This window comes from Pseudomonas sp. GW821-FHT02C04, assembly GCF_059421845.1.
This window is the reverse complement of sequence record NZ_JBWKVT010000003.1, coordinates 506610-529278: the sequence shown is the minus strand read 5'-3', so window position 1 is coordinate 529278 and position 22669 is coordinate 506610. Positions and strand designations below refer to the sequence as shown.

Genomic DNA, 22669 nt, shown 5'->3' with positions numbered 1-22669 from the left:
ATCCAGGGAGGATTACGCATTATGCAAATTACAGAAGACAACCTTAAAACCATCATGCCCAACGCCCGCTCCCAAGCGGGCGTTTTTGTTTCACCGCTCAACGACGCCATGGCTCGCCATCGCATCGACGCGCCCAAGCGCATTGCCGCGTTTCTCGCCCAGGTCGGGCATGAGTCCGGCCAATTGCAGTACGTGCGTGAACTGGGCAACAACCAATACCTGAGCAAGTACGACACCGGTACGCTGGCCTTGCGTCTGGGCAATACACCGGAAGCCGATGGCGACGGGCAGAAGTATCGCGGCCGCGGGCTGATCCAGATCACCGGCCGCACCAACTATCGCCAGTGCAGCCTCGGGCTGTTCGGCGATGAGCGACTGCTGGCCTTGCCGGAGTTGCTGGAACAACCGCAATGGGCGGCCGAGTCCGCGGCGTGGTTCTGGGAGCAGAACGGTCTGAACGCACTGGCCGACCGTGATGAGTTCAACAGCATCACCCGGCGTATCAACGGCGGGTTGAACGGTTTGCAGGATCGGCTGGAGCTTTGGGGGCGGGCGAGGGCGGTGTTATGCCTGCCTTCAGTCTGAGTATCGGGCGGCTGATCGGCCTGGTACTGCTGGCAGCGGGGGCGGCAGCGCTGGCCTGGCAGTTCCAGGACTGGCGTTACGGCCGCCAACTGGCTGAACAGGCGCGGCTGCACGCCGAAACCCTCAACCAAATGACCCTGGTGGCCGCCACTGTGCAACAGGCCGAACAGGACAAGCGTCTGGCCCTGGAGCAACGGCTCGCGGCCAGTGAACAAACCCACTATCGAGCACTCAGCGATGCCCAACGTGATCAGGATCGCCTGCGCGATCGCCTTGCCACTGCTGATCTGCGCCTGTCAGTCCTCATCGACGCAGGCGACGCTGCCCAAGGCTGCGGTGTGCCAGCCGCCTCCGGCACCGGCGGCGTGGATCATGCAACCGTACGCGCCCGACTTGACCCGGCGCATGCTCAACGAATTGTCGCCATCACCGGTGAAGGCGACCGCGGACTGATTGCCCTGCAAGCCTGTCAGGCCTATATCAGGGCGCTGGCGCCTGCACATTTTGAATGAGTCTGTGTATTGAAAGCGCAACCGGCTCGTGTACGGTGGTAGACATTCCACCTGATCCGGAGAGTGCCGTGAAAGACCTCACCCAACTGGCGGCCGAACTTGGCCGACGCCTGCAGTTGCTCAATGCCCACGTCACCACGGCCGAGTCCTGCACCGGCGGCGGCATCGCTGAAGCGATTACCCGGATTCCGGGGAGTTCGGCATGGTTCGAGGCCGGTTATGTGACCTACTCCAACCGACAGAAAACCCAGCAACTGAACGTGCCCGCCGAACTGTTCGGGACGGTGGGCGCCGTCAGTCGCGAGGTGGTCGAGGCGATGGTGCGCGGCGCGCAGAAACACAGCCGTGCGCGGTTTGCCGTGGCGGTCAGCGGTATCGCCGGGCCGGACGGCGGTTCGCCGAGCAAACCGGTGGGCACGGTGTGGCTGGCCTGGGGTGTGGGCGATGCGGTTTCCAGCGAGGTGCAGCACTTCCCCGGCAATCGCGATGAAGTCCGCCGACAAACGGTGAAGGCCGCGCTAGAGGGGCTCCTGCGACTAGCGGCACGAGAAATCGAAAATCAGGGGTAGGCGATCCGCGAACGCTGTGGAATAATACTGGCTACTTATACAGGTGTTGGCCGTCAGGCCTTATTGATTACGTGAGGACTTTAATGGACGACAACAAGAAGAAAGCCTTGGCTGCGGCCCTGGGTCAGATCGAACGTCAATTCGGCAAGGGTGCCGTAATGCGTATGGGCGATCAGGATCGTCAGGCGATCCCGGCCATTTCCACCGGCTCTCTGGGTCTGGACATCGCGCTCGGCATCGGCGGCCTGCCAAAAGGTCGTATTGTTGAAATCTACGGTCCTGAATCTTCCGGTAAAACCACACTGACGCTGTCCGTGATCGCCCAGGCCCAAAAGGCCGGCGCGACCTGCGCCTTCGTCGACGCCGAACACGCCCTCGACCCTGAGTACGCCGGCAAACTGGGCGTCAACGTCGACGACCTGCTGGTTTCCCAGCCGGACACCGGCGAACAGGCCCTGGAAATCACCGACATGCTGGTGCGCTCCAACGCCGTTGACGTGATCATCGTCGACTCCGTGGCTGCACTGGTACCGAAGGCTGAAATCGAAGGCGAAATGGGTGACATGCACGTGGGCCTGCAAGCCCGTCTGATGTCCCAGGCACTGCGTAAAATCACCGGTAACATCAAGAACGCCAACTGCCTGGTGATCTTCATCAACCAGATCCGCATGAAGATCGGCGTGATGTTCGGCAGCCCGGAAACCACCACCGGTGGTAACGCGCTGAAGTTCTACGCGTCGGTTCGTCTCGACATCCGCCGTACCGGCGCGGTGAAGGAAGGCGACGAAGTGGTCGGCAGCGAGACCCGCGTCAAGGTTGTGAAGAACAAGGTGGCTTCGCCGTTCCGTCAGGCCGAGTTCCAGATTCTTTACGGCAAGGGCATCTACCTGAACGGCGAGATGATCGACCTGGGCGTGCTGCACGGCTTCGTCGAGAAGTCCGGCGCCTGGTATGCCTACGAAGGCACCAAGATCGGTCAGGGCAAGGCCAACTCGGCCAAGTTCCTGGCAGACAACCCGGAAGTCGCGGCCAAGCTCGAGAAGCAACTGCGTGACAAGTTGCTGTCGCCAGCCGTGATCGCTGACTCCAAGGCATCTGCGGTCAAAGAGACCGAAGATGACCTGGCTGACGCTGACATCTGATTGCACCGATGACAACCGCCGTACTCGATACCCTCGTCGCGGTGCGGCGAACCGCAATGGACCTGCTCGCACGCCGCGAGCACGGTCGAGTCGAGCTGACGCGTAAACTGCGTCAGCGCGGCGCCCCACCCGAGATGATCGAAACAGCCCTCGACCGATTGACGGAAGAAGGTCTGCTTTCCGAAGCCCGTTATCTGGAAAGCTTTGTTTCTTACCGCGCCCGTTCAGGTTATGGCCCGCTACGGATTCGTGAGGAACTCAGCCAGAGGGGCTTGCAGCGTGCCGATATCGAACTTGCCTTGCGCGAGAGCGGTATCAGCTGGCAGGAACAGCTAACGGACACGTGGCAACGGAAGTTCTCCGGACAGCTTCCCATCGACGCCAAGGAGCGAGCCAGACAAGGCCGGTTTCTGGCGTATCGGGGGTTCTCGATGGAGATGATCAACCGCTTGTTCAGCGGCAGAGGGATGGACGATTAAATCGGCTCCAGCCTCAATCAAAAAATAAAAAAGCGGCCCGCTATTTCGATAGCGGGCCGCTTTTTTTTGCCTTCAGATTGCCTTCGACGGTTCGCGGTTGTGCTGCGCCGTTTGTGGTCTGGACTGGGCCCAGTTTTCCGGCAGGTTGATGAAGTCCACCAGCTCGCGCAGGCGCCCGTGATCCCGAGCGTTGAAGGCGAAGGCCAGTCGTGCCAGATGGCTGAACCGGGCCTCGTCATGTTCCTCGCCGCTGTAGGCGTGTTGATGGAACTGGTCGCTCAGGCACAAATCGGCGAAGGCTTCCTGCATGTGATCGAGTGCCTGATCGCTGAGCCTGTGGTTCATCCGAATCACGAACTGACGCTTGAGCCAGCGGCTGGAGTGGAAGTTGCTGTAGAACTGGTTGATCTGCTGCACCGCCTCTTCAACGCTGTAGACCAGCCGCATCAGTTTCAGGTCGGTTGGCAGGATGTAGCGGTTTTCCTCCAGTTGATGACGGATGAAATCCAGTGCGCCTTGCCAGAACGTGCCACCCGGCGCGTCCAGCAGTACCACCGGCACCAGCGGACTCTTGCCGGTCTGAATCAGGGTCAGTACTTCCAGTGCTTCGTCCAGCGTGCCGAATCCGCCGGGGCACAGCACCAGTGCATCGGCTTCCTTGACGAAGAACAGTTTGCGAGTGAAGAAAAAGTGGAAGGGCAACAGGTTCCCGGTACCGTCCACAGTTGGGTTGGCGTGCTGTTCGAAGGGCAGGGTGATGTTGAATCCCAGGCTGTGATCGCGACCGGCCCCTTCATGCGCAGCGGCCATGATTCCACCACCGGCACCGGTGATGACCATCATGTCTGACCGGGCCAGGGCTGCGCCCAGTTCGCGGGCCATGGCATAAAGTGGATGCTCGACCGGCGTGCGCGCCGAACCGAACACCGTGACCTTGCGCCGGCCCTTGAACTGTTCAAGCGTTCGAAACGCCTGCTCCAGTTCACGCAGGGCTTGCAGGGTGATCTTGGCGTTCCAGCGGTTGTGATCTTCCTGTGCCATGCGCAGCACGGTCAGGATCATGTCGCGGTAGATGGGGATGTTCGGACTGTTGGGGGAAACCAGGTTGAGTTGTTCTTCGACCTTGCCGGTGAGGTCGTGGCCGCTTTCCTGAAAATGACGGCTGAGCAGGTCATTCGGTTGGTAAGGCATGCAACTTCTCCTTCTGCACAGAGCCTTCGGCCCTGACGTGCGGCGTCAGTGCCGCGCTGCAAGAAAACAAACAGCCGGCAGCTCCTTTCCTGCCGTTAATAAAATGATCGGGAATACTTTGAATCTAGACCCTCAAAGCATTTCTCGCTCATTGAGCATTGCGCCGCAAAGTCTTCCCTGGCAACTGCTTATTGTCGCTTTGCGAAGTGTTTTCACCGCTCGTCTGATGCCACGTCGAGGGCTGAATGCTCTGATTTACTAAGTTAAAGGCGCCGTACGACAACTTTGCGTCAACGACCGTACGCAAGGTGCACGCTCTTCAAGGATTTGCGGGTGGCAAGGAGGCGGGACACATGACCAGAGTCATTCTGGAGATCGATACGCAGCTGTATCGAATGCTGAAAGCATCGGCCGAGACCAATCATGTGAGTCTCGAAGAGGAGTGCTGCCGGCGCTTGTCGGGAGGGGATCGCCGTTCGCGTTATCTGCAGGCCTTGTTGGCCGAACTGCGCGCCGAGGATGAACAGCGGCGCGCCAATTCCAGATAGTTACTTTTTCCGGATAGTTACTTTTTCTTCGCCGGTGCGGCTTTCGGGCAATCCGATTCCTGATAGCTGGCGGAGCCGATGGCCTTGTTGGTCTTCACTTCGCTGAAGTCGTAACGCATCACGGCACCCTTGGCCATCAGCTTGCGGTACGACGGGTTGTTGCAGACCGAGGCGCCCAGCTGGAAATACACGGCCTTGGGATCGGCACGCATCTTGTCGGCATGGCTTGCCTGCACGCTCAGGTGGTTGATCAGCGTGGTGCCTTCGACGGTGTAGCCCTGATCGAGAATGTCTTCGTTGATCGCTCGTGGCGTACCGGCACTGCTTTGAGCAGCGACATTTTGCAGTTCCTTGTTCAGGTTCTGCTCTTTCAGGGACGCAGCCTGTGCGCTGAAGGACAACGCCAGTGCAATGGCCGCGGTAGGAACGATAAGGCGCAGCATGAAACTCTCCTGATTCAGTGACTGGTGGTTCGACCAGCCCCGTGGCTGTGCGTTCAGTGGCGGCGAATTATAGGGGAGCCGGTCGGGAGGGTACAGGCTTGTGCCCGTCGCTCTGATAAACTGCCGGCCTTTATTGCCTTGCCGAGAGTTGTTCGTGTCGAGTTTTCCTGTCAGTCGGCGTCGCCCGCAATGAACCATGCCCCCAACGCCGTGGCCCGCCTGCGCGATCAGCGCGAGGATGAGGGCATCAAGCCGATTCAGGCCCGTGGCTTTCGCTCCGAGCGCTGCCGTGACTGTCGGGTAATCATCAGCCATTGCCTGTGCGCCTGGCGCCCGACTGTCGACACCCGTTCCGGTGTCTGCCTGATCATGACCGGCAAGGAGGTGTTCAAGCCGAGCAATACCGGCTGGTTGATTGCCGACATCGTGCGGGACAATCACGCCTTCATCTGGTCGCGGACCGAACCGGACGAGCAATTGCTGGCGCTGCTGAACGACCCGCAATGGCAGCCGTATCTGGTGTTCCCCGGCGAGTACGTCGAACCTTCGCGGGTCACCAACACCGTGGATCTCGATAGCAGCAAGCGTCCGCTGTTCATTCTGCTGGACGCGACCTGGACCGAGGCCCGCAAGATTTTCCGCAAGAGCCCGTACTTCGACCGCTTGCCAATCCTCAGCCTGTTGCCCGACAAACTGTCGCGCTATCGCCTGCGCCGTTCGACCCGCAGCGAGCACTTGTGCACCGCCGAAGTGGCGGCGCTGTGCCTGGAACTGGCGGGCGACACGGATGCCGCCTCGGCGCTGGACGCCTATTTCGATGTGTTCAGCCAGCATTACCTGGGCGCCAAACAACAGCTTGATATGAATGTGTCGACACCGGCCCATGCCGAGTTGCTGCCGTTCATTCAAAACGCTGAGCCCGTGCCGGTCTGAGACTGGCCCATACTGCTAAAGCAGTGGCCGTGTTGCTTGACCACCCCGGCTTCGCTGGGCATGCTTGGCGCCGATTGGGGTGCGGCCAAGGTTTGAAACGCCGTTTTTGTCCGTGATTGGCGTTGAACGTGCCCCTGTGGATGCCGCTGCAAAAGCGTCGGCATCTTGAGTTGCCTTGGTGAGACTCGAATGCATCGGGTCTGCCATCAAAAACAGGATCATTTGAAAAATGGCCACATACGACATCCTGATTGCCGATGATCACCCTCTTTTTCGTAGCGCACTGCATCAAGCGGTGACGATGGGCCTTGGCCCGGATGTGCGAATGGTGGAAGTGGCGAGCATTGCCGAACTGGAAGCCCGCCTGACCGAAAAGGCCGACTGGGATCTGGTGCTTCTGGACCTGAACATGCCGGGCGCTTTCGGATTTTCCGGACTGGTAATGCTGCGCGGGCAGTACCCGCAGATTCCGGTGGTGATGGTTTCGGCGCAGGAAGAAGCTTCGGTGATGGTCAAGTCGCGGGAGTTCGGTGCCAGCGGTTTCATTCCCAAGTCGAGCGACTTGAGCGTGATTCAGGAAGCCGTGCGCAAAGTACTGGACGGTGACGTGTTCTGGCCGCCGCAGGCGTTCGAAGCGGTCAGCGTTTCGGATGAAGCCAAAGCTGCCAGCGATGGCCTGGCGAGCCTGACGCCGCAGCAGTTCCGGGTGCTGACCATGGTCTGCGAAGGCCTGCTCAACAAGCAGATCGCCTATGAGTTGAGCGTGTCGGAAGCGACCATCAAGGCCCACGTCACAGCGATCTTTCGCAAGCTGAACGTGCGGACCCGGACTCAGGCGGCTTTACTCTTGCAACAACTTGAGTCAATTCCGAGCCAGTAATAGCTGGCGTCTTCACGCTTTTTTGACTTTCGTTGATCTAGCTTCCCCACTTCTTTTTGGTCGGTTATCTACTTTATGTCACCTTTCAAGGGCCAGACGGGCCTGAAACGCATCCTCAACGCTTCCGGTTACTCGCTGGACGGTTTGCGCGCAGCTTTCACCGGCGAAGCGGCGTTCCGTCAGCTGGTGCTGCTTAACGTGGTGCTGATTCCACTGACGTTCTTCCTGAACGTCAGTCGTGTCGAGCAGGCGTTGCTGATCGCCGTGTGCCTGCTGGCGCTGATCGTCGAGCTGTTGAATTCTGCGGTGGAGGCGGCCATCGACCGCATTTCCCTGGAACTGCACCCACTGTCCAAGAATGCCAAGGACATGGGCAGCGCCGCGCAATTCGTGGCACTGAGCATGATTGCCCTGGTGTGGGCGGTGATTCTGCTTTAAGCGATCGTCGGCAAGACGATTTCGTCGCTGCGCTGGACCCCGGCGGTGAAGGCGCGGCACAGATCGAGAAACTCGCGCATGGCGGAGGTCTGGTACTTCTGTTTGTGCCAGATGAAGTAGAACTGCCGCGCCAGATCCAGATCCGGCGTCTCCACCGGCACCAGGCTGCCGCGCCGGAAGGCGTCACGCAACGCCAGGCGCGAAATACAGCCAATCCCCAAACCTGATTCCACAGCGCGCTTGATCGCTTCCGTGTGTTCCAGCTCCAGACGAATGTTCAGCGCACTGCGATGGTGACGCATGGCCTGATCGAAGGTCAGGCGGGTGCCGGAGCCTTGTTCGCGAAGAATCCACGCTTCGTGCGTCAACTCTTCCATGGTCGCGCTGCCGCGTTTGGCCAGTGGATGCTGCGGGGCGCAGAACACCACCAGTTCGTCCTCGACCCAGCTCTGCACTTCGATGTCCGGGTGGCTGCAATCGCCTTCGATTAGACCCAGATCAATTTCGTAATGCGCCACTTGTTGCACGATATTGGCAGTGTTCTGCACGTGCAACTTCACTTGGCTTTCCGGGTGACGCTGCATGAAACCGCCGATCAGCAGCGTCGCCAGGTAATTGCCGATGGTCAGGGTCGCGCCCACCGACAACGAGCCGAAACCGGATTTGCCGTTCAGCAGGTCTTCGATTTCCTTGGCCTGATCGAGCAGGGCCACCGCTTGCGGCAGCAATTGTTTGCCGAGGGCGTTGAGGCTCAGGCGTTTGCCGGCGCGGTCGAACAGCTGGCAGCTGGACTGGCGCTCCAGTTCGGTGATGGAAGTGCTGGCGGCCGATTGCGACAGGTTGAGCAGACCCGCAGCACGGGACACGCTTTCCTGCTGGGCGACAGCGACGAAGACTTGCAGTTGACGAAGAGTAAATCGCATATCGATATAACCGATAACCCTTATCTTAATAATCCAGTTAACAGATATTGTCGGCGCTATTAGAATGCGATGCAATTGCGCACCGTCGGCATTCTTCAAGACCAGCCGGGCAAGCGCAGATCAATCTCCAGGAGTCCCACGTACATGAGCAACATGAACCACGAGCGTGTCCTCAGTGTTCATCACTGGAACGACACTCTGTTCAGCTTCAAGTGCACCCGCGATCCGGGCCTGCGCTTCGAGAACGGTCAGTTCGTGATGATCGGCCTGCAACAGCCCAACGGCCGCCCGCTTATGCGTGCTTACTCGATTGCCAGCCCGAACTGGGAAGAGCATCTCGAGTTCTTCAGCATCAAGGTGCAGGACGGTCCGCTGACCTCCCAGCTGCAGCACCTGAAGGAAGGCGACGAGATCATCATCTCGAAGAAGCCTACCGGCACCCTGGTGCTGGACGACCTGAACCCGGGCAAGCATTTGTACCTGCTGAGCACCGGCACTGGTCTGGCGCCGTTCATGAGCGTGATCCAGGACCCTGAAACCTACGAGCGCTTCGAGAAAGTGATCCTGGTTCACGGTGTTCGTTACGTCAACGAAGTCGCCTACCGCGAATTCATCACCGAGCACCTGCCGCAGAACGAGTTCTTCGGCGAGGCGCTGCGTGACAAGCTGATCTACTACCCGACCGTGACCCGCGAACCGTTCGAGAATCAGGGCCGTCTGACCGACCTGATGCGCAGCGGCAAGCTGTTCAGCGACATCGGCCTGCCACCGATCAACCCGCAGGACGACCGCGCGATGATCTGCGGCAGCCCGAGCATGCTCGACGAGACCAGCGAAGTGCTCGACAGCTTCGGCCTGAAGATCTCGGCGCGGATGCGCGAACCGGGTGATTACCTGATCGAGCGTGCGTTCGTCGAGAAGTAATCCCGACGATGCCAAAGAAAAGCCCGCGTTGCCTGAGAAGGCAACGCGGGCTTTTTCGTTTCCGGGATTCAGTCGTTGGCGGGGATGACTTCCAGGACGCGGATCTGCTCCGGCGTCGGATAGTGCCAGCGCACGTCCAGATCCCAGAACTGCGCGCCGTATTCACGTTCGGGAGCGGGCGTCTGGTACGCCGGACGCGGGTCCTGGGCCAGGCATTGCTCGATCAGCTCGACCAAAGGCTCGGCAAGGCGCTGAGCGTGCGTGTGCGCCTGTTGCAGCGCCGCGTCCGTCCACTGCACGTCGATCAGTTGCGGCGCGGCACTGGCGATGCTGTTGGAGGCGTCAGCGATGATGTCGGCGTAAGGCACGTAGGGTTTGATGTCGAGAATCGGCGTGCCGTCCAGCAGATCAATGCCGGAGATGAACAAGCGATCGGCCTCGACCTTGTCCAGTTTCACCACCGACTGACCAATGCCGTTCGGCCGATGAGTGGCGCGAGTGGCGAACACGCCCATGGACTTGTTGCCGCCGAGACGGGGAGGGCGGACTTTCAGTCGCGGCTTCTCTTCCAGCGCTTGATGGAATAGAAACAGCAGCCAGACATGACTGACCTGCTCCAGCCCCTGCACCGCATCGCCCTGATCGAACGGCGCCACCAGTTCCAGCACGCCACGGGCAGCGGGGGCCAGTTGCGGCTGGCGCGGGATGGCGAACTTCTCCTTGAAGCAGGAGCGGACGAAGCCGATGGGGGAGACGCTGTAAGTCATGGTTTGCATTCGAAACGGAGCAGGGCGGGCATGATAACCCGTCCGGGCTCGTCGCCGGTCTACAGACTGAACCCGCCATCCAGCGGAATGATATTTCCGGTCATGTACGCCCCGGCGGTACTCGCCAGGCTGATCGCCAGCGCCGCCATTTCTTCCTCGCGGCCCCAGCGTTTCATCGGGATCAACGCGGTGTCTTCGGCCAGCGCCTGCAGGTCACTGCCGATATGCTGGGTCATCTTGCTCGGGAAGCGCCCCGGTGCGATGACGTTGACGTTGATGTGCTGGCTCACCAGTTCTCGGGCAAGAATTCGAGACAATTGATGCAGCGCCGCTTTGCTCGGCCCATAGGCGTAGGCTTGTTCGCCGAAGGAAGAGATCCCCGCCACCGAACCGATATTGATGATTCGCGCGGGATTCGCCGCCGAGCCAGCCTTGCGCAGCAGCGGCAGGAATTGCTGGATGCAACTGAACACCGAGGTCACGTTGAGCTGCATGACCTTTTCCCAGCCTTTGACCGGGTAGCTCTCCAGCGGCGCGCCCCAGGTGGTGCCGGCGTTGTTCACCAGAATGTCTAGATGAGTGATCTGCTCGCCCAGTCGAGCCGCCAGTTCTTTTACGCCTTCTTCAGTCGCCAGGTTCGCTGCCACGCCTTTGCAGGTGCCCAATGCACCGAGTTCTTCAGCGGTCTGGTGACAGGCTTCAGCGTCTCGGGAGCAGACATACACACGGGCGCCGGCCTCGACAAACGCCTTGGCGATCATTTTGCCGATACCACGGGTGCCGCCGGTCACCAGGGCGGTGCGGCCTTGCAGGGAAAAATACGGGTGCATGGCGAATCCTGAGGGCTAGGGTTCAGTACACCCTAGTCGCCGGCCGCGAAAAGCGGAGCCACTATTTTTGCAGGGAATGGAGGGGCATGCATGAAAACGGCGACCGAAGTCGCCGTTCTGAAAGGGATCAGCCGCGAACGCGCAGCGTCAGACCCTTGAGGAAATTGCGCAGCAACTGGTCGCCGCACGGACGGTAGTTGGTGTGGCCGACCTTGCGGAACAGCGCACTCAGTTCAGGCTTGGACACCGGGAACTCGGCGGCCTTGAGGATCGCGTGCATGTCGTCTTCTTTCAGTTCGAAGGCCACGCGCAGCTTTTTCAGGATGATGTTGTTGGTCACCGGCACTTCGATTGGCTGCGGCGGACGGCTTTCGTCCTTGCCGCGCTTGAACACCACCAGGCCATCGAGGAAGTGCGCGATGACTTCGTCCGGGCAGCGCACGAAACCTTCTTCGTCTTCTTCTTTCTTGTCGAGCCAGGTCACCACGTCGGCGAGGGTCACGTCCAGGCCGCCGAGTTTGATGATCTCGACGACTTTCTTGTCGCTGATGTCGAGCATGTAGCGCACGCTGCGCAATACGTCGTTATGAACCATGTTTGCAATCCTGATCTTTCGCTGTGGGCACCGCGCAGGCGCGATGCCGGAATGTGTGGCGGCAACAGAGGCCTTAGAACTTCTCTTTGCCGGACAGGTAGCGCCATTGGCCGGTCGGCACCTTGCCGATCGATACGCCGCCGATGCGGATGCGGCGGATGCCGACGACCTTCAGCCCGACCGCTTCGCAGAATTGGGCAATGATGCCCGGCTGCGGGTTCTTCATGGCGAAGCGCAGACGGTTTTCGTTCTGCCAGCTGGCCTTGACCGGCGGCAGTTCCTTGCCCTTGTGGGTGAGGCCGTGCTGCAGACGGTTGAGGCCATGGGCGACCATGTCGCCTTCGACTTCGACCACGTATTCCTGCTCGATCTTGGCCGCGTCGGCGGTGAGCTTGCGCAGCACCTTCCAGTCCTGGGTGAACACCAGCAGCCCGCTGGCTTTGGGTTGCAGGTCGGCACTGGCGGTCAGGCGCAGGAAATGCCCGCGCAGCGGACGCTTGCCGTAGCGGTGCTCTTCGCTGAGGGTCTCGGCGTTCAGCGACTGCATGGCGGTGTCGGTGTCCATGCCCGCCGGTACGTTGAGCAGGATGGTCACCGGCTCTGGCGCGGTGGCCTTGGCGTCCTTGTCGAGCTCGACTTTCTGGTCGCCGACCTTGAACTGCGGCTCGTCGATGACTTCGCCGTCCACGGTGACCCAGCCGCCCTCGATGAACAGCTCGGCCTCCCGGCGGGAGCAACCGACCAGTTCAATGAGGCGTTTGGAGAGGCGAATCGGGTCAGTCATGACAGGGCCGTAACAAAAAAGGGGTGGGCATTGTACCTGCCTGGCGCCGGTTAATCGCGATTGCATTTGTACGCTGTGGCTTTTAGCCGCGTACGGCGCGCTGTTCCGGCTGTTTCAGACGCATGTGCAGCAACGGATAAGGCTGGCCCATGCCGTCGACTTCCGACCGGCCGATCACCTCGAACCCTTGTTTGAAGTAAAAACCCAGGGCCTGCGGGTTCTGTTCGTTGACGTCCAGTTCATCGGCGTTCAGGTGCTGCATCGCATAATTGAGCAGCTTCTTGCCCAGACCCTGGCCACGATGTTCGGGGTCGATGAACAGCATTTCGATCTTGCCTGCCGCCACCCCGGCGAACCCGGTGATGCGCTGGTGACTGTCCTTGGTGCAGATCAGCATCACCGCATCGAGATAACGGGTGAGCACCAGATTGCGCAGCAGCTCGATGTAGCTGTCCGGCAGAAAATCATGGGTCGCGCGGACCGAGGCCTCCCAGACCCGGGTCAGTTCCTGATAGTCGCTGAGTTTCGGCGTGTGGATGACCGAATGGTGACGCATGCCCGTTAGCCTCTTTGTCATGAATGAGGGGAGTCCTTCCCCCCACAAACGATAGCCGTAAAAAAGCCCCGCATCTCGTAAAAGAGAGCGGGGCTTTTCGTATTTTTTGCGTTTAGATCTGTTCGGCCCAAAGGTCGTATTCGTCGGCGTCGGTCACCTTGCACCAGACCTTGTCGCCCGGCTTGAGGTTGCTGCCGTTATCGATGAACACGTTGCCGTCGATTTCCGGGGCATCGAAGAAGCAGCGGCCGACCGCGCCTTGCTCGTCGACTTCGTCCACCAGCACTTCGATTTCACGGCCGATGCGCATTTGCAGGCGGGCCGAGCTGATTTCCTGCTGGTGCGCCATGAAGCGTTCCCAGCGATCCTGCTTGACGTCGTCCGGGACGATGTCGAGGTTCAGGTCATTGGCCGGTGCGCCTTCGACCGGCGAGTACTGGAAGCAGCCGACGCGGTCGAGCTGGGCTTCGGTCAGCCAGTCCAGCAGGTACTGGAAGTCTTCTTCGGTTTCGCCGGGGAAGCCGACGATGAAGGTCGAACGGATGATCAGGTCCGGGCAGATTTCGCGCCAGTTCTTGATCCGTGCCAGGGTCTTGTCTTCGAACGCCGGGCGTTTCATCGACTTCAGGACTTTCGGGCTGGCGTGCTGGAACGGGATGTCCAGGTACGGCAGGATCTTGCCGGCGGCCATCAGCGGGATCAGTTCGTCGACGTGCGGGTACGGGTAAACGTAGTGCAGACGGACCCAGACGCCCAGGGTGCTGAGCGCTTCGCACAGTTCGGTCATGCGGGTTTTCACCGGCGCGCCGTTCCAGAAACCGGTGCGGTACTTGACGTCAACGCCGTAGGCGCTGGTGTCCTGGGAGATCACCAGCAGCTCTTTGACGCCGGATTTGACCAGGCGCTGGGCTTCGTCGAGCACGTCGCCGACTGGACGGCTGACCAGTTTGCCGCGCATCGACGGAATGATGCAGAAGCTGCAGCTGTGGTTGCAGCCTTCGGAAATCTTCAGGTACGCGTAGTGACGCGGGGTCAGCTTGATGCCTTGCGGCGGCACCAGGTCGATCAGCGGGTTGTGATCCTGACGTGGCGGCACGACTTCGTGCACGGCGTTGACCACTTGCTCGTACTGCTGCGGACCGGTGACGGCCAGCACGCTCGGGTGCACGTCACGGATGTTGCCTTCTTCCACGCCCATGCAGCCGGTCACGATGACCTTGCCGTTTTCCTTGATCGCTTCGCCGATGACTTCCAGCGATTCGGCCTTGGCCGAGTCGATGAAGCCACAGGTGTTTACCACGACCACGTCGGCGTCCTGATAGGTGGACACCACGTCATAGCCTTCCATGCGCAGCTGGGTCAGGATGCGCTCGGAGTCGACCAGTGCTTTCGGGCAACCCAGAGATACGAAGCCAACCTTTGGATTGGCCGGCGCAGGAGTGGTGGACATGTCTAACCTCGGTGTTTTGTGACGCCGCTTGCCTGATGGCGGAAGCCGACGGACGGGCGCTTGAACTGCGCCTCTGATCAAAAAGTGCGCAATTCTAGCGGCGAGCAACGCACTTGACCAGCTTTATGCAGGGAAATGCGACGAGTGCTGCGCTATGCTTCGCGCCAAGACGCTTTACCAATTTTTTACAGTCAACAAAACGACTGTAACAACAGGTAAAACAGCGCATGCTGCATCAAAAAGCATAGTGCTTCGTTCAAAGAAGCCGGTCTGGAAATCAGGAGTGTTGGATGGGTCAGGCAAGTAGTCAGGCGGCGGGCGCCGAGCATTCGGCTGCAAAACCGCTGAGCATGCTGGTCGCGGCAGTCGGGGTAGTTTACGGCGACATCGGCACGAGCCCGTTGTACACCCTCAAAGAAGTGTTTTCCGGCGGTTACGGCGTACCCGTCAACCACGACGGGGTGCTGGGCATTCTGTCGCTGATCTTCTGGTCGCTGATCTGGGTCGTATCGATCAAGTACATGATGTTCGTCCTGCGCGCTGACAACCAGGGTGAAGGCGGGATCATGGCGCTGACCGCACTGGCGCGGCGGGCAGCGGGGGAGCGCAGGAAGTTGCGTTCGCTGCTGGTGGTCTGCGGCTTGATCGGCGCGGCGCTGTTCTACGGCGACAGCATGATCACCCCGGCGATCTCCGTACTCTCGGCCATCGAAGGCCTGGGCCTGGCGTTTGACGGGATCGACCATTGGGTCGTGCCGTTGTCGCTGGTGGTGCTGGTGGGTCTGTTCCTGATCCAGCGTCACGGTACGGCGCGGATCGGCATTCTCTTCGGGCCGATCATGGTCACCTGGTTCCTGGTGCTTGGCGCCCTCGGCGTGTACGGCATCAGCCACTCCCCGGAAGTGCTGAAGGCACTGAATCCGATCTGGGCCGTGCGTTTCTTCATGGTACATGCCGGCATGGGCGTGGCGATCCTCGGCGCCGTGGTGCTGGCGCTGACCGGTGCCGAAGCGCTGTACGCCGACATGGGCCACTTCGGCCGCAAGCCGATTGCCCGGGCGTGGTTCCTGCTGGTGCTGCCGGCGCTGGTGCTCAACTACTTCGGTCAGGGTGCCTTGCTGCTGGACAACCCGGAAGCGGCGCGCAACCCGTTCTATCTGCTGGCGCCGAGCTGGGCGCTGATTCCGCTGGTAGGCCTGTCGACCCTGGCCACGGTGATCGCCTCGCAAGCAGTGATCTCCGGCGCGTTCTCCCTGACCCGTCAGGCGATTCAGCTCGGTTACATTCCACGCATGTACATCCAGCACACCTCCAGCGATGAGCAGGGCCAGATCTACATCGGTGCCGTGAACTGGTCGCTGATGGTCGGCGTGGTCTTGCTGGTGATCGGCTTCGAGTCCTCCGGCGCCCTGGCCTCGGCCTACGGTGTGGCGGTGACCGGGACCATGCTGATGACCACGATTCTGGTGTCGGCGGTCATGCTGCTGCTGTGGAAATGGCCGCCGGTGCTGGCCGTGCCGGTGCTGATCGGCTTCCTGCTGGTGGACGGTCTGTACTTCGCCGCCAACGTGCCGAAGATCGTACAGGGCGGTGCGTTCCCGGTGATCGCCGGTATCGCGCTGTTCGTGCTGATGACCACCTGGAAGCGCGGCAAGCAACTGCTGGTCGAGCGCCTGGACGAAGGCGCATTGCCGCTGCCGATCTTCATCAGCAGCATCCGCGTCCAGCCACCGCACCGTGTGCAAGGCACCGCCGTGTTCCTGACTGCCCGCTCCGACGCCGTGCCGCACGCGCTGTTGCACAACCTGCTGCACAATCAGGTCTTGCACGAGCAGGTTGTGTTGCTGACCGTGGTCTACGAAGACATCCCGCGTGTACCGCCATCTCGGCGCTTCGAAGTCGAGGCCCACGGCGAAGGCTTCTTCCGAGTGATCCTGCACTTCGGCTTCACCGACGAGCCGGACGTGCCGCAGGCGCTGAAACTGTGTCATCTGGAAGACCTGGACTTCAGCCCGATGCGCACCACCTACTTCCTCAGCCGCGAAACGGTCATCGCCTCGAAACTCGAAGGCATGGCCCGTTGGCGTGAAGCGCTGTTTGCGTTCATGTTGAAGAACGCCAACGGGAACCTGCGGTTCTTCAATCTGCCATTGAACCGGGTGATTGAGTTGGGGACGCAGGTGGAGATGTAGGCTCCGCCTTAATTGAAAAGCCCCCGTCGGCCTTGTGGCTGGCGGGGGCTTTTTTGTGCGTGTCCGGTTTATCAGTGCTTGGTCGGATAGTAGAAACAGCAAGTTGCACTATGTTTAATTCAGCACAATACTATGTGCATTAATGTACGCATCAGCATGTGAGTGAGAGGTGATTATGACGGCATTATTAGAGCGTGCTGACCAGGCTATTTCCGTGACTGCCATGGTCAGGAGCTTCAGCGCGAAGCTCAAGGAGATTTCCAGTCGTGCCACTGAGCGTCTGGTTATCTTCAAGGACAATCAACCGGCAGCGGTCATCATCAACGTGCAGGCCTATCAGGAAATGCTGGATGAGCTTGAGAACCTTCGCATCGAAGCGGCAGCCCGGGAGCGTTTGAGCAACTTTGATCAGACCAAGGCAGTCAGCCATGAAGATATGCGGGCAAGGTATGCGCGGAAGGATTAAAGGAGTGCTGGATGGTTTGGGGAGTGATTTATCATCCGGAGGTCCAAGGAGATCTGGATCAGCTTGGATCTACGGCAGCCAACCGGATACTTGATGTCATTGAGGAACGGATCATCAATGGCGAGCCCGATAAAAGTGGCAAGCCACTGAGAGCCAGTCTCGCGGGTTGCAGACGAATTCGAACGGGCGACACGCGAATCGTTTATCGAGTCGATGGCCGGGCCATCCAGGTGTTGATCGTTGCTGTCGGTGCGCGACGCGACGAAGAAGTGTATGACGCTGCGGAGCGGCGCCTCTAAATAGCCCCCGTCAGCCTTACGGCTGGCAGGGGCTTTTTTGTTTCTGTGCCTTTAGATGCTTTCTGGCAAATCTTCTTCAGACTCGGTTTTTGTCCGCGCTGCTCGTGGCATCAGGGATTTCGTCACATCATCCATCAAGGCCTTGCCCATGATTGTCAGGTAATGCGCAGCCCAGGCGTGGCGGTCGTTTTCTTTGTCGTAGGCGGCATCCTCGGCGAAGGATTTGGCGAGGAACAACAGATCTGAAGCCTGTGACAGGGCTTCGACGATGGGGACGCCAGAGCGGACGTTGAAAAACGCTTGATCGGAGCCAGAGCCGTAGAGAAAGGAGGTGAAGCCGATGGTTGTAAGGTCTGTGGGTGTAGACGATTTCGTTTCGGTCATGGTGTTACTCCTTGGTTCGAGGAGCTGCAACTTCCGTTACCACACGAAAGGGAGGCAGCTGTACGCAGGGTGGTAAACCGGGAACCAAGGAAACCGGCACGCCCGGAGGCGTCCCACGCACAGCTGCCATAAATCGAAATCACAGACATGAAAGTGCCTGTGATTGTGAGTGGGGCGCTGTTGCGCTGGTTTATCCGGGTTACCACACCCGATCGCTAAAAGGGTCAGCGACCTCTGGAGAGTATCCCGTCAAAAAACAGTGCAATAGGGCGGCAAAGTGCCCAAACGCGAGATTAGGAGTTTGCCTACAAGGTGCGCGGACGTCATCTGATAATGCGGCACCAGACGTAAACGAAACTAAACGTTGCTGGCGGTTTTGCGTGTTGTTGGTGCGTCAGATGAATATGGAGATGACGACTCGAAAAGGCCAATGAAGCAGGTGTCCACGTTATATGGAATGTGGACACCTGGCGTTTTCAGTTTCACTAAGAGTCAAGCAATGAATGAAAAAGCCCCCGAAACTGCAAAGTCGCGGGGGCTTTTCGTTGGAGCGCCTCAGATCACTCTGCCGGCTGATCCTTGGTCTGACGCTTCTCGATCAAGTCCACCAGGCGCTTGGCCAGCGCCGGGTAGTTTTCGTCGAAGTGGTGGCCGCCAGGCAGCTTCACCGCTTCGCCCACTGCAGTCTTGTCGGTGCAGCCGCTTTCGTCGGTTTCTTCTTCGCCGTAGATGCACACGACCTTGGCCGGTGGCAGTTTGGTCATTTCCGGGCCGGTGGCGGCTTCTTTGCCGGCGTTGCCGAGCCAGCCTTCGACTTCGATTTCGAAGCTGCCGGTGCGAGCGAAGGCCAGCAGGATGATCGCGTCGATGCGTTGCTGTTCGGTGTCCGGCAGGCGGTTGTAGATCGCCGGGAGGACGTCGGCGCCGAACGAGTAACCGGTCAGGATGAAGCGCTTGGTGCCCCATTTCTGACGGTAGTGCTGCATCAGTTCGGTCAGGTCCAGCGCGCTCTGTTCCGGGCTCTTGTGCTGCCAGTAATAGCGCAGGGTGTCGATGCCGACGACCGGGTAGCCGATCTTGGCCATTTCACCGGCCACGTCGCGGTCGAGATCTCGCCAGCCGCCGTCACCGGACAGGAACAGGGTCACGGTGTCCTTGGCCTGGCCGGCCGGGACTTCCACGACCGGGATCTGCAGGCCGCCAGCGGCCTTGTCGCCACCGACGAGGATCTTGCGCAGTTCGTTGTTCAGCACTTGCGGCAGGTTGATGTCGTAGTCGCTGATGCTGGTTTCGGCGTTCGGTTGATCGCGCACGAAACCGGCGCTGGTGTCGTCCGGGTTGTCGTTCCAGGCCGCCAGCCAGTGACCGTGGGCGGCGGATTTTGGCAGCAGGTGGGTGCAGCCGCCTTTTTCCAGCGCCAGGTCGACCGACACGGCCTGGGCCTTGTCGTCTTTCTGTTCCGACAACCAGCGCCAGGCCAGCACCGCGCCAGGGCCGATGCCGCTGACCAGGGTCGCCGGGCCGTTCAGTTCGCGCAGACCGCTTTGCAGTGCGCGGCTTTGCAGCAGGCAGTCCTTGGGCAGAATCACCTGAACGATCTGCGCCGAGGCGCTGCGGCTCAGAGTGGTCAACTGATTGTCGGTGAGTTTCTTGTCGTCCTCGACCGCCACCAGCACCTGAGCCTTGGGCTTGGTGCCGGGGATGACTCGGGTCATGACGGTGCCGTCAGCTGGTGTGAGCTGTTCGAGGGTCGGTTCCGGTGCCGGGCGTTTGAGGTACCAGTAACCGCCGCCGGCAATCACGGCCAGCACGATCAGTGCGGCCAGGATGTACTTCAGGGAGCGTTGAATCATCAGCGTTTCACCAATCCAGTCAAGCCGCCCGCGATCAGGGCAGCAGTATCGGCCAGTGCCACCAGCGGATCGAGTCCGGCGGGCACCGCCATATAACGGGGTTCCCAGTCAGGCTGGAACTTGTCTTTGAAGCGGCGCAAGCCTTGGAAGTTGTACAGCTGCTCACCACGGCGGAAAACCATCGAGCCCAGACGCTGGGTCAGCGGTGCACCACGCCGGGGTTGCAACCCCGACAACGGCACCATGCCCAGGCTGAAGCGCGCGTATCCGTGACTCTTATAGTGTTGAATCAGGCCGACCATCAGAAACTCCATGGTCAGCTTGGGGGCGTCCGGGTGCGAGCGCATCAGATCGAGACTGGCCAGGTCATGGCTGTAAGTCTCGAGCAGGTTGGCGAACGCCACCGGGCGGCCTTCGAAGCGAATCACCGCGATGCGGAAATGCTTCAGGTAATCGTCGCTGAAACGGCCGAGGGAGAAGCCTTTCTCGCGTACGTTCTTGCCGGTCAGCCAGGCATCGGAAATCACCTTGAGCTCATCCATCGGCGCCTGGCCCGGCTCAAAGATCTCCAGCGACAGGCCGTCGCGGGTGCCGCGGTTCCAGGTGTAGCGCAGGTCCTTCATCTCTTTGCCTTTGGCTTCCAGGTCAAAGCGATGCAGGTCGACCCGGGCTTCTTCGCCGAGCTTGATCGCGGTCAGGCCGATGTCCATGTAGTACGGCAGGTTCTCCGCGCGCACCTGATAGAACACGGGACGGGCGTGGTGGATGTCGCACAGGTCACGGAACTGCCAGATCATTTCCGCCCGTTGCTGGCCGGGCCCGATCGGGTCGTACAACGCCACCAGGCTGCGGCCGCGACGCGCGTACATCAGGAAGGCTTCGTCGTTGGGGTGGAACAGCATCGCCTTGTCACCGGTCAGGGCCAGGCCGCCATCCGGTTGCGAGGAGGCCATCAGGATCTTCGTGGCGCGCTCCAGTTCATCGGGCGTCGGCAGATGAATCACCGGACGTGCGGTGCGCAGCAACCAGGTCAGGGCGATCACCAGCAACAGCACCGCGGCGCCGAGCAACGAACGCAGCCCGCGCGGGGCGTCGGCGTCGAGGGTGAACTGCCACCACAATTGATGGCTGTACGGTACGTCCTGATAGGCGAACAACAGCAGCCAGGTCGAAGCACCGAGCACGCACAGGCTCGCCACCAGGTACAGCGGCGAGAATGGTACTTCGGTCAGACGGCTCGGGCGATAGAACGAGCGACGGAACACCCCCAGCAGCGCGGCGGTGAGGGTCATCAACGTGGCTTCTTCCCAGTCGAATCCCTTGAGCAGCGAGAGCAGGGCGCCCACCAGCAGCAGAATGGTGGTCAGCATCCACGCCGCCGACAGTCGGCGACGCAGGCCCTGGGCGAGCATCAGGCACAGCACGCCGATCAGGCTGGCGCCGAAGTGCGAGGCATCGACCAGGCGATGAGGGATCAGGTAAGCGATGTGTTCCAGGCGGGTATCGATTTCAGGTGTCGCGCCGGAAAACAGCAGCACCACGCCGGAAAGAAACACCAGTACCGCGAGGATCGGTGCGGCCAGACCAGAAGCGGCGCGCATGGTCTGGGTCTGGAACAGGCGCTGACCTTCGTTGATCAGCAGCAGTACGCAGGCCACCAGCAATGGCAGCACCACGTAGATCATGCGATACAGCAGCAGGGCGGCGGCCAGTGGCGCTGCGCCGAGCTTGTCGGCGAACGCGGCCAGCAGGATGGCTTCGAAGACACCGACCCCGCCTGGTACGTGACTGAGGACACCTGCAGCCAGGGCCAGCAGATACACCAGCAGGAACGCGCCGAATGGCGGCGCTTCCGGCAGCAGCAGATAAAGCACGGTGGCGGCGGCGGCCACATCGAGAGCGGTGATGACCAGTTGCAGGAACGTCAGGCGTCGACCCGGCAGGCGCAGGGTGCGGCGACCGACCTTGACCAGCAGGTTGTCACGGTAAGGCTGCTCCGGCAGGCGTCGACGATAGATGCCGATCGCCAGAATCGCGCCGAGCAACAGCACGGCAGAGGCAATCGTGGCCAGCAGACCCTCGGACAGGCCCAGGGCCTGGGAGGCGGCCGGCAGGTCGCTCAGGGTCGCCAGCGCCGCCAGCGGCGGCAGGGCACAGCCCAGCGACAGGCTGGCGAACAGGGTCATGTGCGCCACTTCCGAAGCGCCCAGGCCAAGTCGTGCATATAAACGGTAGCGCACCGAGCCGCCGGACAGCATCGACAGGCCGATGGCGTTGCCGATCGCGAAAGCAGTGAAGCCACCGAGCGCGAGCGTGCGTGGCGGGATGGTTACGCCGGCATAGCGGCTGGCCGACCATTCGTAGCCCAGCAGAATGATGAAGCCGACAACGGTCGCGCCGAAAGCGCCAAGCAGGGCGGGCTTCGGTACATCGAGAATCGAGTCGTGCAAGGCATAGAGGTCGAGTTCACTGAGCAGATGGCGACAGGCAATCAGCGCGATAGCGAACAACAGCAAAGTGACCGCCAGACCAATCGGTTGCCGGTATTTGCTGATTCGATCCAGCAAGCGCATGCGCTCAGGCTTGATCGGTGGATTCACGGTGAGGGTGTCTTGTGGATCAGACGAGTTGGCGCGCATCAATCACCTCTTGGATTGTGCGCGACAGGATGGGGGTATCCAGCCAAGTTACCAATCCCTGTAGAAAAAAATAATCACAAAATACTACGCCTCTCGTCGGGTATCGGCGAGGGCAGGTCTCGGATTACAGACGTCTTGCCCGCGACTCAAGCATAGTCGCAACTCGGCGGGTCTGAAGATCCTGAGCGGTTCACTGCACAGTGACAGATCATTGTTGCGAAAGGACTTTTTCCACAGATACAAAAAAGGCCACTCTTTCGAGCAGCCTTTTTTGATGTTTGGTTGCG

At 60.4% G+C, this 22669-nt stretch carries 25 protein-coding genes; 13 read left to right on the top strand and 12 right to left on the bottom strand.

Translation table 11 applies throughout. The features are described 5' to 3' along the window. Window positions 1–21: 21 nt before the first annotated feature. The 5 genes from AC07VV_RS14485 (at window position 22) to recX (ending at window position 3287) form a co-directional block, all read left to right on the top strand. A complete protein-coding gene (locus AC07VV_RS14485; RefSeq protein WP_102621389.1) occupies window positions 22–585 on the top strand; it encodes a glycoside hydrolase family 19 protein in 564 nt (187 codons plus the stop codon). Then, complete coding sequence (locus tag AC07VV_RS14480) at window positions 567–1097, top strand: lysis system i-spanin subunit Rz (RefSeq protein ID WP_495036590.1); 531 nt, start codon at window positions 567–569, stop codon at window positions 1095–1097. The genes AC07VV_RS14485 and AC07VV_RS14480 overlap by 19 nt, the downstream gene beginning before the upstream one ends. A gap of 68 nt (window positions 1098–1165) precedes the next feature. Continuing rightward, window positions 1166–1666 (top strand): CinA family protein, encoded by a 501-nt coding sequence (locus tag AC07VV_RS14475; protein ID WP_495036589.1) that lies wholly within the window; start codon window positions 1166–1168, stop codon window positions 1664–1666. A gap of 83 nt (window positions 1667–1749) precedes the next feature. After that, on the top strand, window positions 1750–2808 hold the full coding sequence (recA, locus tag AC07VV_RS14470; RefSeq protein WP_003222269.1) for a recombinase RecA: 1059 nt from the start codon (window positions 1750–1752) through the stop codon (window positions 2806–2808). An 8-nt stretch (window positions 2809–2816) separates the two neighbouring features. Continuing rightward, window positions 2817–3287, top strand: a complete 471-nt coding sequence (gene recX, locus AC07VV_RS14465) for a recombination regulator RecX (protein ID WP_495036588.1) — start codon at window positions 2817–2819, stop codon at window positions 3285–3287. Between the two features lie 72 nt (window positions 3288–3359). On the opposite strand, the gene AC07VV_RS14460 is transcribed toward recX, so the two are convergent. Then, window positions 3360–4478 carry an LOG family protein gene (locus AC07VV_RS14460; RefSeq protein WP_495036587.1) on the bottom strand — a complete coding sequence of 373 codons (1119 nt, stop codon included), beginning with the start codon at window positions 4476–4478 and terminating at the stop codon, window positions 3360–3362. A gap of 353 nt (window positions 4479–4831) precedes the next feature. Between AC07VV_RS14460 and AC07VV_RS14455 the strand changes: the two genes are divergently transcribed. Further along, entirely contained in the window at window positions 4832–5026 is a 195-nt protein-coding gene (locus tag AC07VV_RS14455) for a hypothetical protein (RefSeq protein ID WP_096819566.1), read from the top strand. 17 nt (window positions 5027–5043) lie between these two features. On the opposite strand, the gene AC07VV_RS14450 is transcribed toward AC07VV_RS14455, so the two are convergent. Next, window positions 5044–5469 (bottom strand): PA3611 family quorum-sensing-regulated virulence factor, encoded by a 426-nt coding sequence (locus tag AC07VV_RS14450; RefSeq protein WP_096819565.1) that lies wholly within the window; start codon window positions 5467–5469, stop codon window positions 5044–5046. Between the two features lie 189 nt (window positions 5470–5658). Here AC07VV_RS14450 and AC07VV_RS14445 point away from each other — a divergent pair, with 189 nt between their 5' ends. The 3 genes from AC07VV_RS14445 to AC07VV_RS14435 all read left to right on the top strand — a co-directional run bounded on the left by AC07VV_RS14445 (window position 5659) and on the right by AC07VV_RS14435 (window position 7720). After that, on the top strand, window positions 5659–6402 hold the full coding sequence (locus AC07VV_RS14445; RefSeq protein ID WP_495036586.1) for a tRNA-uridine aminocarboxypropyltransferase: 744 nt from the start codon (window positions 5659–5661) through the stop codon (window positions 6400–6402). Window positions 6403–6631: 229 nt separating this feature from the next. Next, window positions 6632–7282 carry a response regulator transcription factor ErdR gene (erdR, locus tag AC07VV_RS14440; protein WP_085647827.1) on the top strand — a complete coding sequence of 217 codons (651 nt, stop codon included), beginning with the start codon at window positions 6632–6634 and terminating at the stop codon, window positions 7280–7282. Window positions 7283–7357: 75 nt separating this feature from the next. Beyond that, a complete protein-coding gene (locus AC07VV_RS14435) occupies window positions 7358–7720 on the top strand; it encodes a diacylglycerol kinase (RefSeq protein ID WP_003222276.1) in 363 nt (120 codons plus the stop codon). On the opposite strand, the gene AC07VV_RS14430 is transcribed toward AC07VV_RS14435, so the two are convergent. After that, window positions 7717–8643: a LysR family transcriptional regulator gene (locus tag AC07VV_RS14430; protein WP_085729869.1), complete on the bottom strand. Its 927-nt coding sequence runs from the start codon at window positions 8641–8643 to the stop codon at window positions 7717–7719. The two genes, AC07VV_RS14435 and AC07VV_RS14430, sit on opposite strands and share 4 nt — an antisense overlap. Before the next feature lie 144 nt (window positions 8644–8787). Here AC07VV_RS14430 and fpr point away from each other — a divergent pair, with 144 nt between their 5' ends. Beyond that, the gene (fpr, locus tag AC07VV_RS14425) at window positions 8788–9567 is read left to right on the top strand and encodes a ferredoxin-NADP reductase (RefSeq protein WP_007908723.1); all 780 of its coding nucleotides are present in this window, start codon (window positions 8788–8790) and stop codon (window positions 9565–9567) included. 68 nt (window positions 9568–9635) lie between these two features. Here fpr and tsaA read toward each other — a convergent pair whose 3' ends face one another. The 6 genes from tsaA to rimO form a co-directional block, all read right to left on the bottom strand. Further along, window positions 9636–10334 carry a tRNA (N6-threonylcarbamoyladenosine(37)-N6)-methyltransferase TrmO gene (tsaA, locus tag AC07VV_RS14420; RefSeq protein WP_176504827.1) on the bottom strand — a complete coding sequence of 233 codons (699 nt, stop codon included), beginning with the start codon at window positions 10332–10334 and terminating at the stop codon, window positions 9636–9638. A gap of 59 nt (window positions 10335–10393) precedes the next feature. After that, complete coding sequence (locus AC07VV_RS14415; protein ID WP_495036585.1) at window positions 10394–11164, bottom strand: SDR family oxidoreductase; 771 nt, start codon at window positions 11162–11164, stop codon at window positions 10394–10396. 127 nt (window positions 11165–11291) lie between these two features. Continuing rightward, complete coding sequence (locus AC07VV_RS14410; protein ID WP_096819561.1) at window positions 11292–11759, bottom strand: YehS family protein; 468 nt, start codon at window positions 11757–11759, stop codon at window positions 11292–11294. 73 nt (window positions 11760–11832) lie between these two features. Beyond that, window positions 11833–12543, bottom strand: a complete 711-nt coding sequence (locus AC07VV_RS14405) for an rRNA pseudouridine synthase (RefSeq protein WP_495036584.1) — start codon at window positions 12541–12543, stop codon at window positions 11833–11835. Window positions 12544–12625: 82 nt separating this feature from the next. Beyond that, window positions 12626–13099: a GNAT family N-acetyltransferase gene (locus AC07VV_RS14400; RefSeq protein WP_096819559.1), complete on the bottom strand. Its 474-nt coding sequence runs from the start codon at window positions 13097–13099 to the stop codon at window positions 12626–12628. 112 nt (window positions 13100–13211) lie between these two features. Continuing rightward, window positions 13212–14549 carry a 30S ribosomal protein S12 methylthiotransferase RimO gene (rimO, locus tag AC07VV_RS14395; protein WP_096819558.1) on the bottom strand — a complete coding sequence of 446 codons (1338 nt, stop codon included), beginning with the start codon at window positions 14547–14549 and terminating at the stop codon, window positions 13212–13214. 350 nt (window positions 14550–14899) lie between these two features. Between rimO and AC07VV_RS14390 the strand changes: the two genes are divergently transcribed. The 3 genes from AC07VV_RS14390 (at window position 14900) to AC07VV_RS14380 (ending at window position 17506) form a co-directional block, all read left to right on the top strand. Next, window positions 14900–16741, top strand: coding sequence for a potassium transporter Kup (locus AC07VV_RS14390; protein ID WP_495036743.1), 1842 nt, complete (start codon window positions 14900–14902; stop codon window positions 16739–16741). A gap of 175 nt (window positions 16742–16916) precedes the next feature. Further along, window positions 16917–17207, top strand: coding sequence for a Phd-YefM (locus AC07VV_RS14385; protein WP_007954962.1), 291 nt, complete (start codon window positions 16917–16919; stop codon window positions 17205–17207). 11 nt (window positions 17208–17218) lie between these two features. Beyond that, window positions 17219–17506, top strand: a complete 288-nt coding sequence (locus tag AC07VV_RS14380; RefSeq protein ID WP_273539391.1) for a type II toxin-antitoxin system RelE family toxin — start codon at window positions 17219–17221, stop codon at window positions 17504–17506. A gap of 51 nt (window positions 17507–17557) precedes the next feature. On the opposite strand, the gene AC07VV_RS14375 is transcribed toward AC07VV_RS14380, so the two are convergent. The 3 genes from AC07VV_RS14375 to mprF all read right to left on the bottom strand — a co-directional run bounded on the left by AC07VV_RS14375 (window position 17558) and on the right by mprF (window position 22382). Then, a complete protein-coding gene (locus AC07VV_RS14375) occupies window positions 17558–17890 on the bottom strand; it encodes a DUF3077 domain-containing protein (RefSeq protein ID WP_495036583.1) in 333 nt (110 codons plus the stop codon). Window positions 17891–18450: 560 nt separating this feature from the next. Continuing rightward, complete coding sequence (locus AC07VV_RS14370; RefSeq protein ID WP_495036582.1) at window positions 18451–19743, bottom strand: virulence factor family protein; 1293 nt, start codon at window positions 19741–19743, stop codon at window positions 18451–18453. Next, window positions 19743–22382 (bottom strand): bifunctional lysylphosphatidylglycerol flippase/synthetase MprF, encoded by a 2640-nt coding sequence (gene mprF, locus AC07VV_RS14365; RefSeq protein WP_096819555.1) that lies wholly within the window; start codon window positions 22380–22382, stop codon window positions 19743–19745. Before mprF ends, AC07VV_RS14370 begins: the two co-directional genes overlap by 1 nt. Window positions 22383–22669 lie beyond the last annotated feature (287 nt).

Bases quoted from the DNA above. Each gene is read 5' to 3' on its own strand.
- AC07VV_RS14485 (WP_102621389.1), top strand. From the start codon at position 22: ATGCAAATTACAGAAGACAACCTTAAAACCATCATGCCCAACGCCCGC.
- AC07VV_RS14480 (WP_495036590.1), top strand. From the start codon at position 567: ATGCCTGCCTTCAGTCTGAGTATCGGGCGGCTGATCGGCCTGGTACTG.
- recA (WP_003222269.1), top strand. From the start codon at position 1,750: ATGGACGACAACAAGAAGAAAGCCTTGGCTGCGGCCCTGGGTCAGATC.
- recX (WP_495036588.1), top strand. From the start codon at position 2,817: ATGACAACCGCCGTACTCGATACCCTCGTCGCGGTGCGGCGAACCGCA.
- AC07VV_RS14460 (WP_495036587.1), bottom strand. From the start codon at position 4,478: ATGCCTTACCAACCGAATGACCTGCTCAGCCGTCATTTTCAGGAAAGC.
- AC07VV_RS14455 (WP_096819566.1), top strand. From the start codon at position 4,832: ATGACCAGAGTCATTCTGGAGATCGATACGCAGCTGTATCGAATGCTG.
- AC07VV_RS14450 (WP_096819565.1), bottom strand. From the start codon at position 5,469: ATGCTGCGCCTTATCGTTCCTACCGCGGCCATTGCACTGGCGTTGTCC.
- AC07VV_RS14445 (WP_495036586.1), top strand. From the start codon at position 5,659: ATGAACCATGCCCCCAACGCCGTGGCCCGCCTGCGCGATCAGCGCGAG.
- erdR (WP_085647827.1), top strand. From the start codon at position 6,632: ATGGCCACATACGACATCCTGATTGCCGATGATCACCCTCTTTTTCGT.
- AC07VV_RS14435 (WP_003222276.1), top strand. From the start codon at position 7,358: ATGTCACCTTTCAAGGGCCAGACGGGCCTGAAACGCATCCTCAACGCT.
- AC07VV_RS14430 (WP_085729869.1), bottom strand. From the start codon at position 8,643: ATGCGATTTACTCTTCGTCAACTGCAAGTCTTCGTCGCTGTCGCCCAG.
- fpr (WP_007908723.1), top strand. From the start codon at position 8,788: ATGAGCAACATGAACCACGAGCGTGTCCTCAGTGTTCATCACTGGAAC.
- tsaA (WP_176504827.1), bottom strand. From the start codon at position 10,334: ATGACTTACAGCGTCTCCCCCATCGGCTTCGTCCGCTCCTGCTTCAAG.
- AC07VV_RS14415 (WP_495036585.1), bottom strand. From the start codon at position 11,164: ATGCACCCGTATTTTTCCCTGCAAGGCCGCACCGCCCTGGTGACCGGC.
- AC07VV_RS14410 (WP_096819561.1), bottom strand. From the start codon at position 11,759: ATGGTTCATAACGACGTATTGCGCAGCGTGCGCTACATGCTCGACATC.
- AC07VV_RS14405 (WP_495036584.1), bottom strand. From the start codon at position 12,543: ATGACTGACCCGATTCGCCTCTCCAAACGCCTCATTGAACTGGTCGGT.
- AC07VV_RS14400 (WP_096819559.1), bottom strand. From the start codon at position 13,099: ATGCGTCACCATTCGGTCATCCACACGCCGAAACTCAGCGACTATCAG.
- rimO (WP_096819558.1), bottom strand. From the start codon at position 14,549: ATGTCCACCACTCCTGCGCCGGCCAATCCAAAGGTTGGCTTCGTATCT.
- AC07VV_RS14390 (WP_495036743.1), top strand. From the start codon at position 14,900: ATGCTGGTCGCGGCAGTCGGGGTAGTTTACGGCGACATCGGCACGAGC.
- AC07VV_RS14385 (WP_007954962.1), top strand. From the start codon at position 16,917: ATGACGGCATTATTAGAGCGTGCTGACCAGGCTATTTCCGTGACTGCC.
- AC07VV_RS14380 (WP_273539391.1), top strand. From the start codon at position 17,219: ATGGTTTGGGGAGTGATTTATCATCCGGAGGTCCAAGGAGATCTGGAT.
- AC07VV_RS14375 (WP_495036583.1), bottom strand. From the start codon at position 17,890: ATGACCGAAACGAAATCGTCTACACCCACAGACCTTACAACCATCGGC.
- AC07VV_RS14370 (WP_495036582.1), bottom strand. From the start codon at position 19,743: ATGATTCAACGCTCCCTGAAGTACATCCTGGCCGCACTGATCGTGCTG.
- mprF (WP_096819555.1), bottom strand. From the start codon at position 22,382: ATGCGCGCCAACTCGTCTGATCCACAAGACACCCTCACCGTGAATCCA.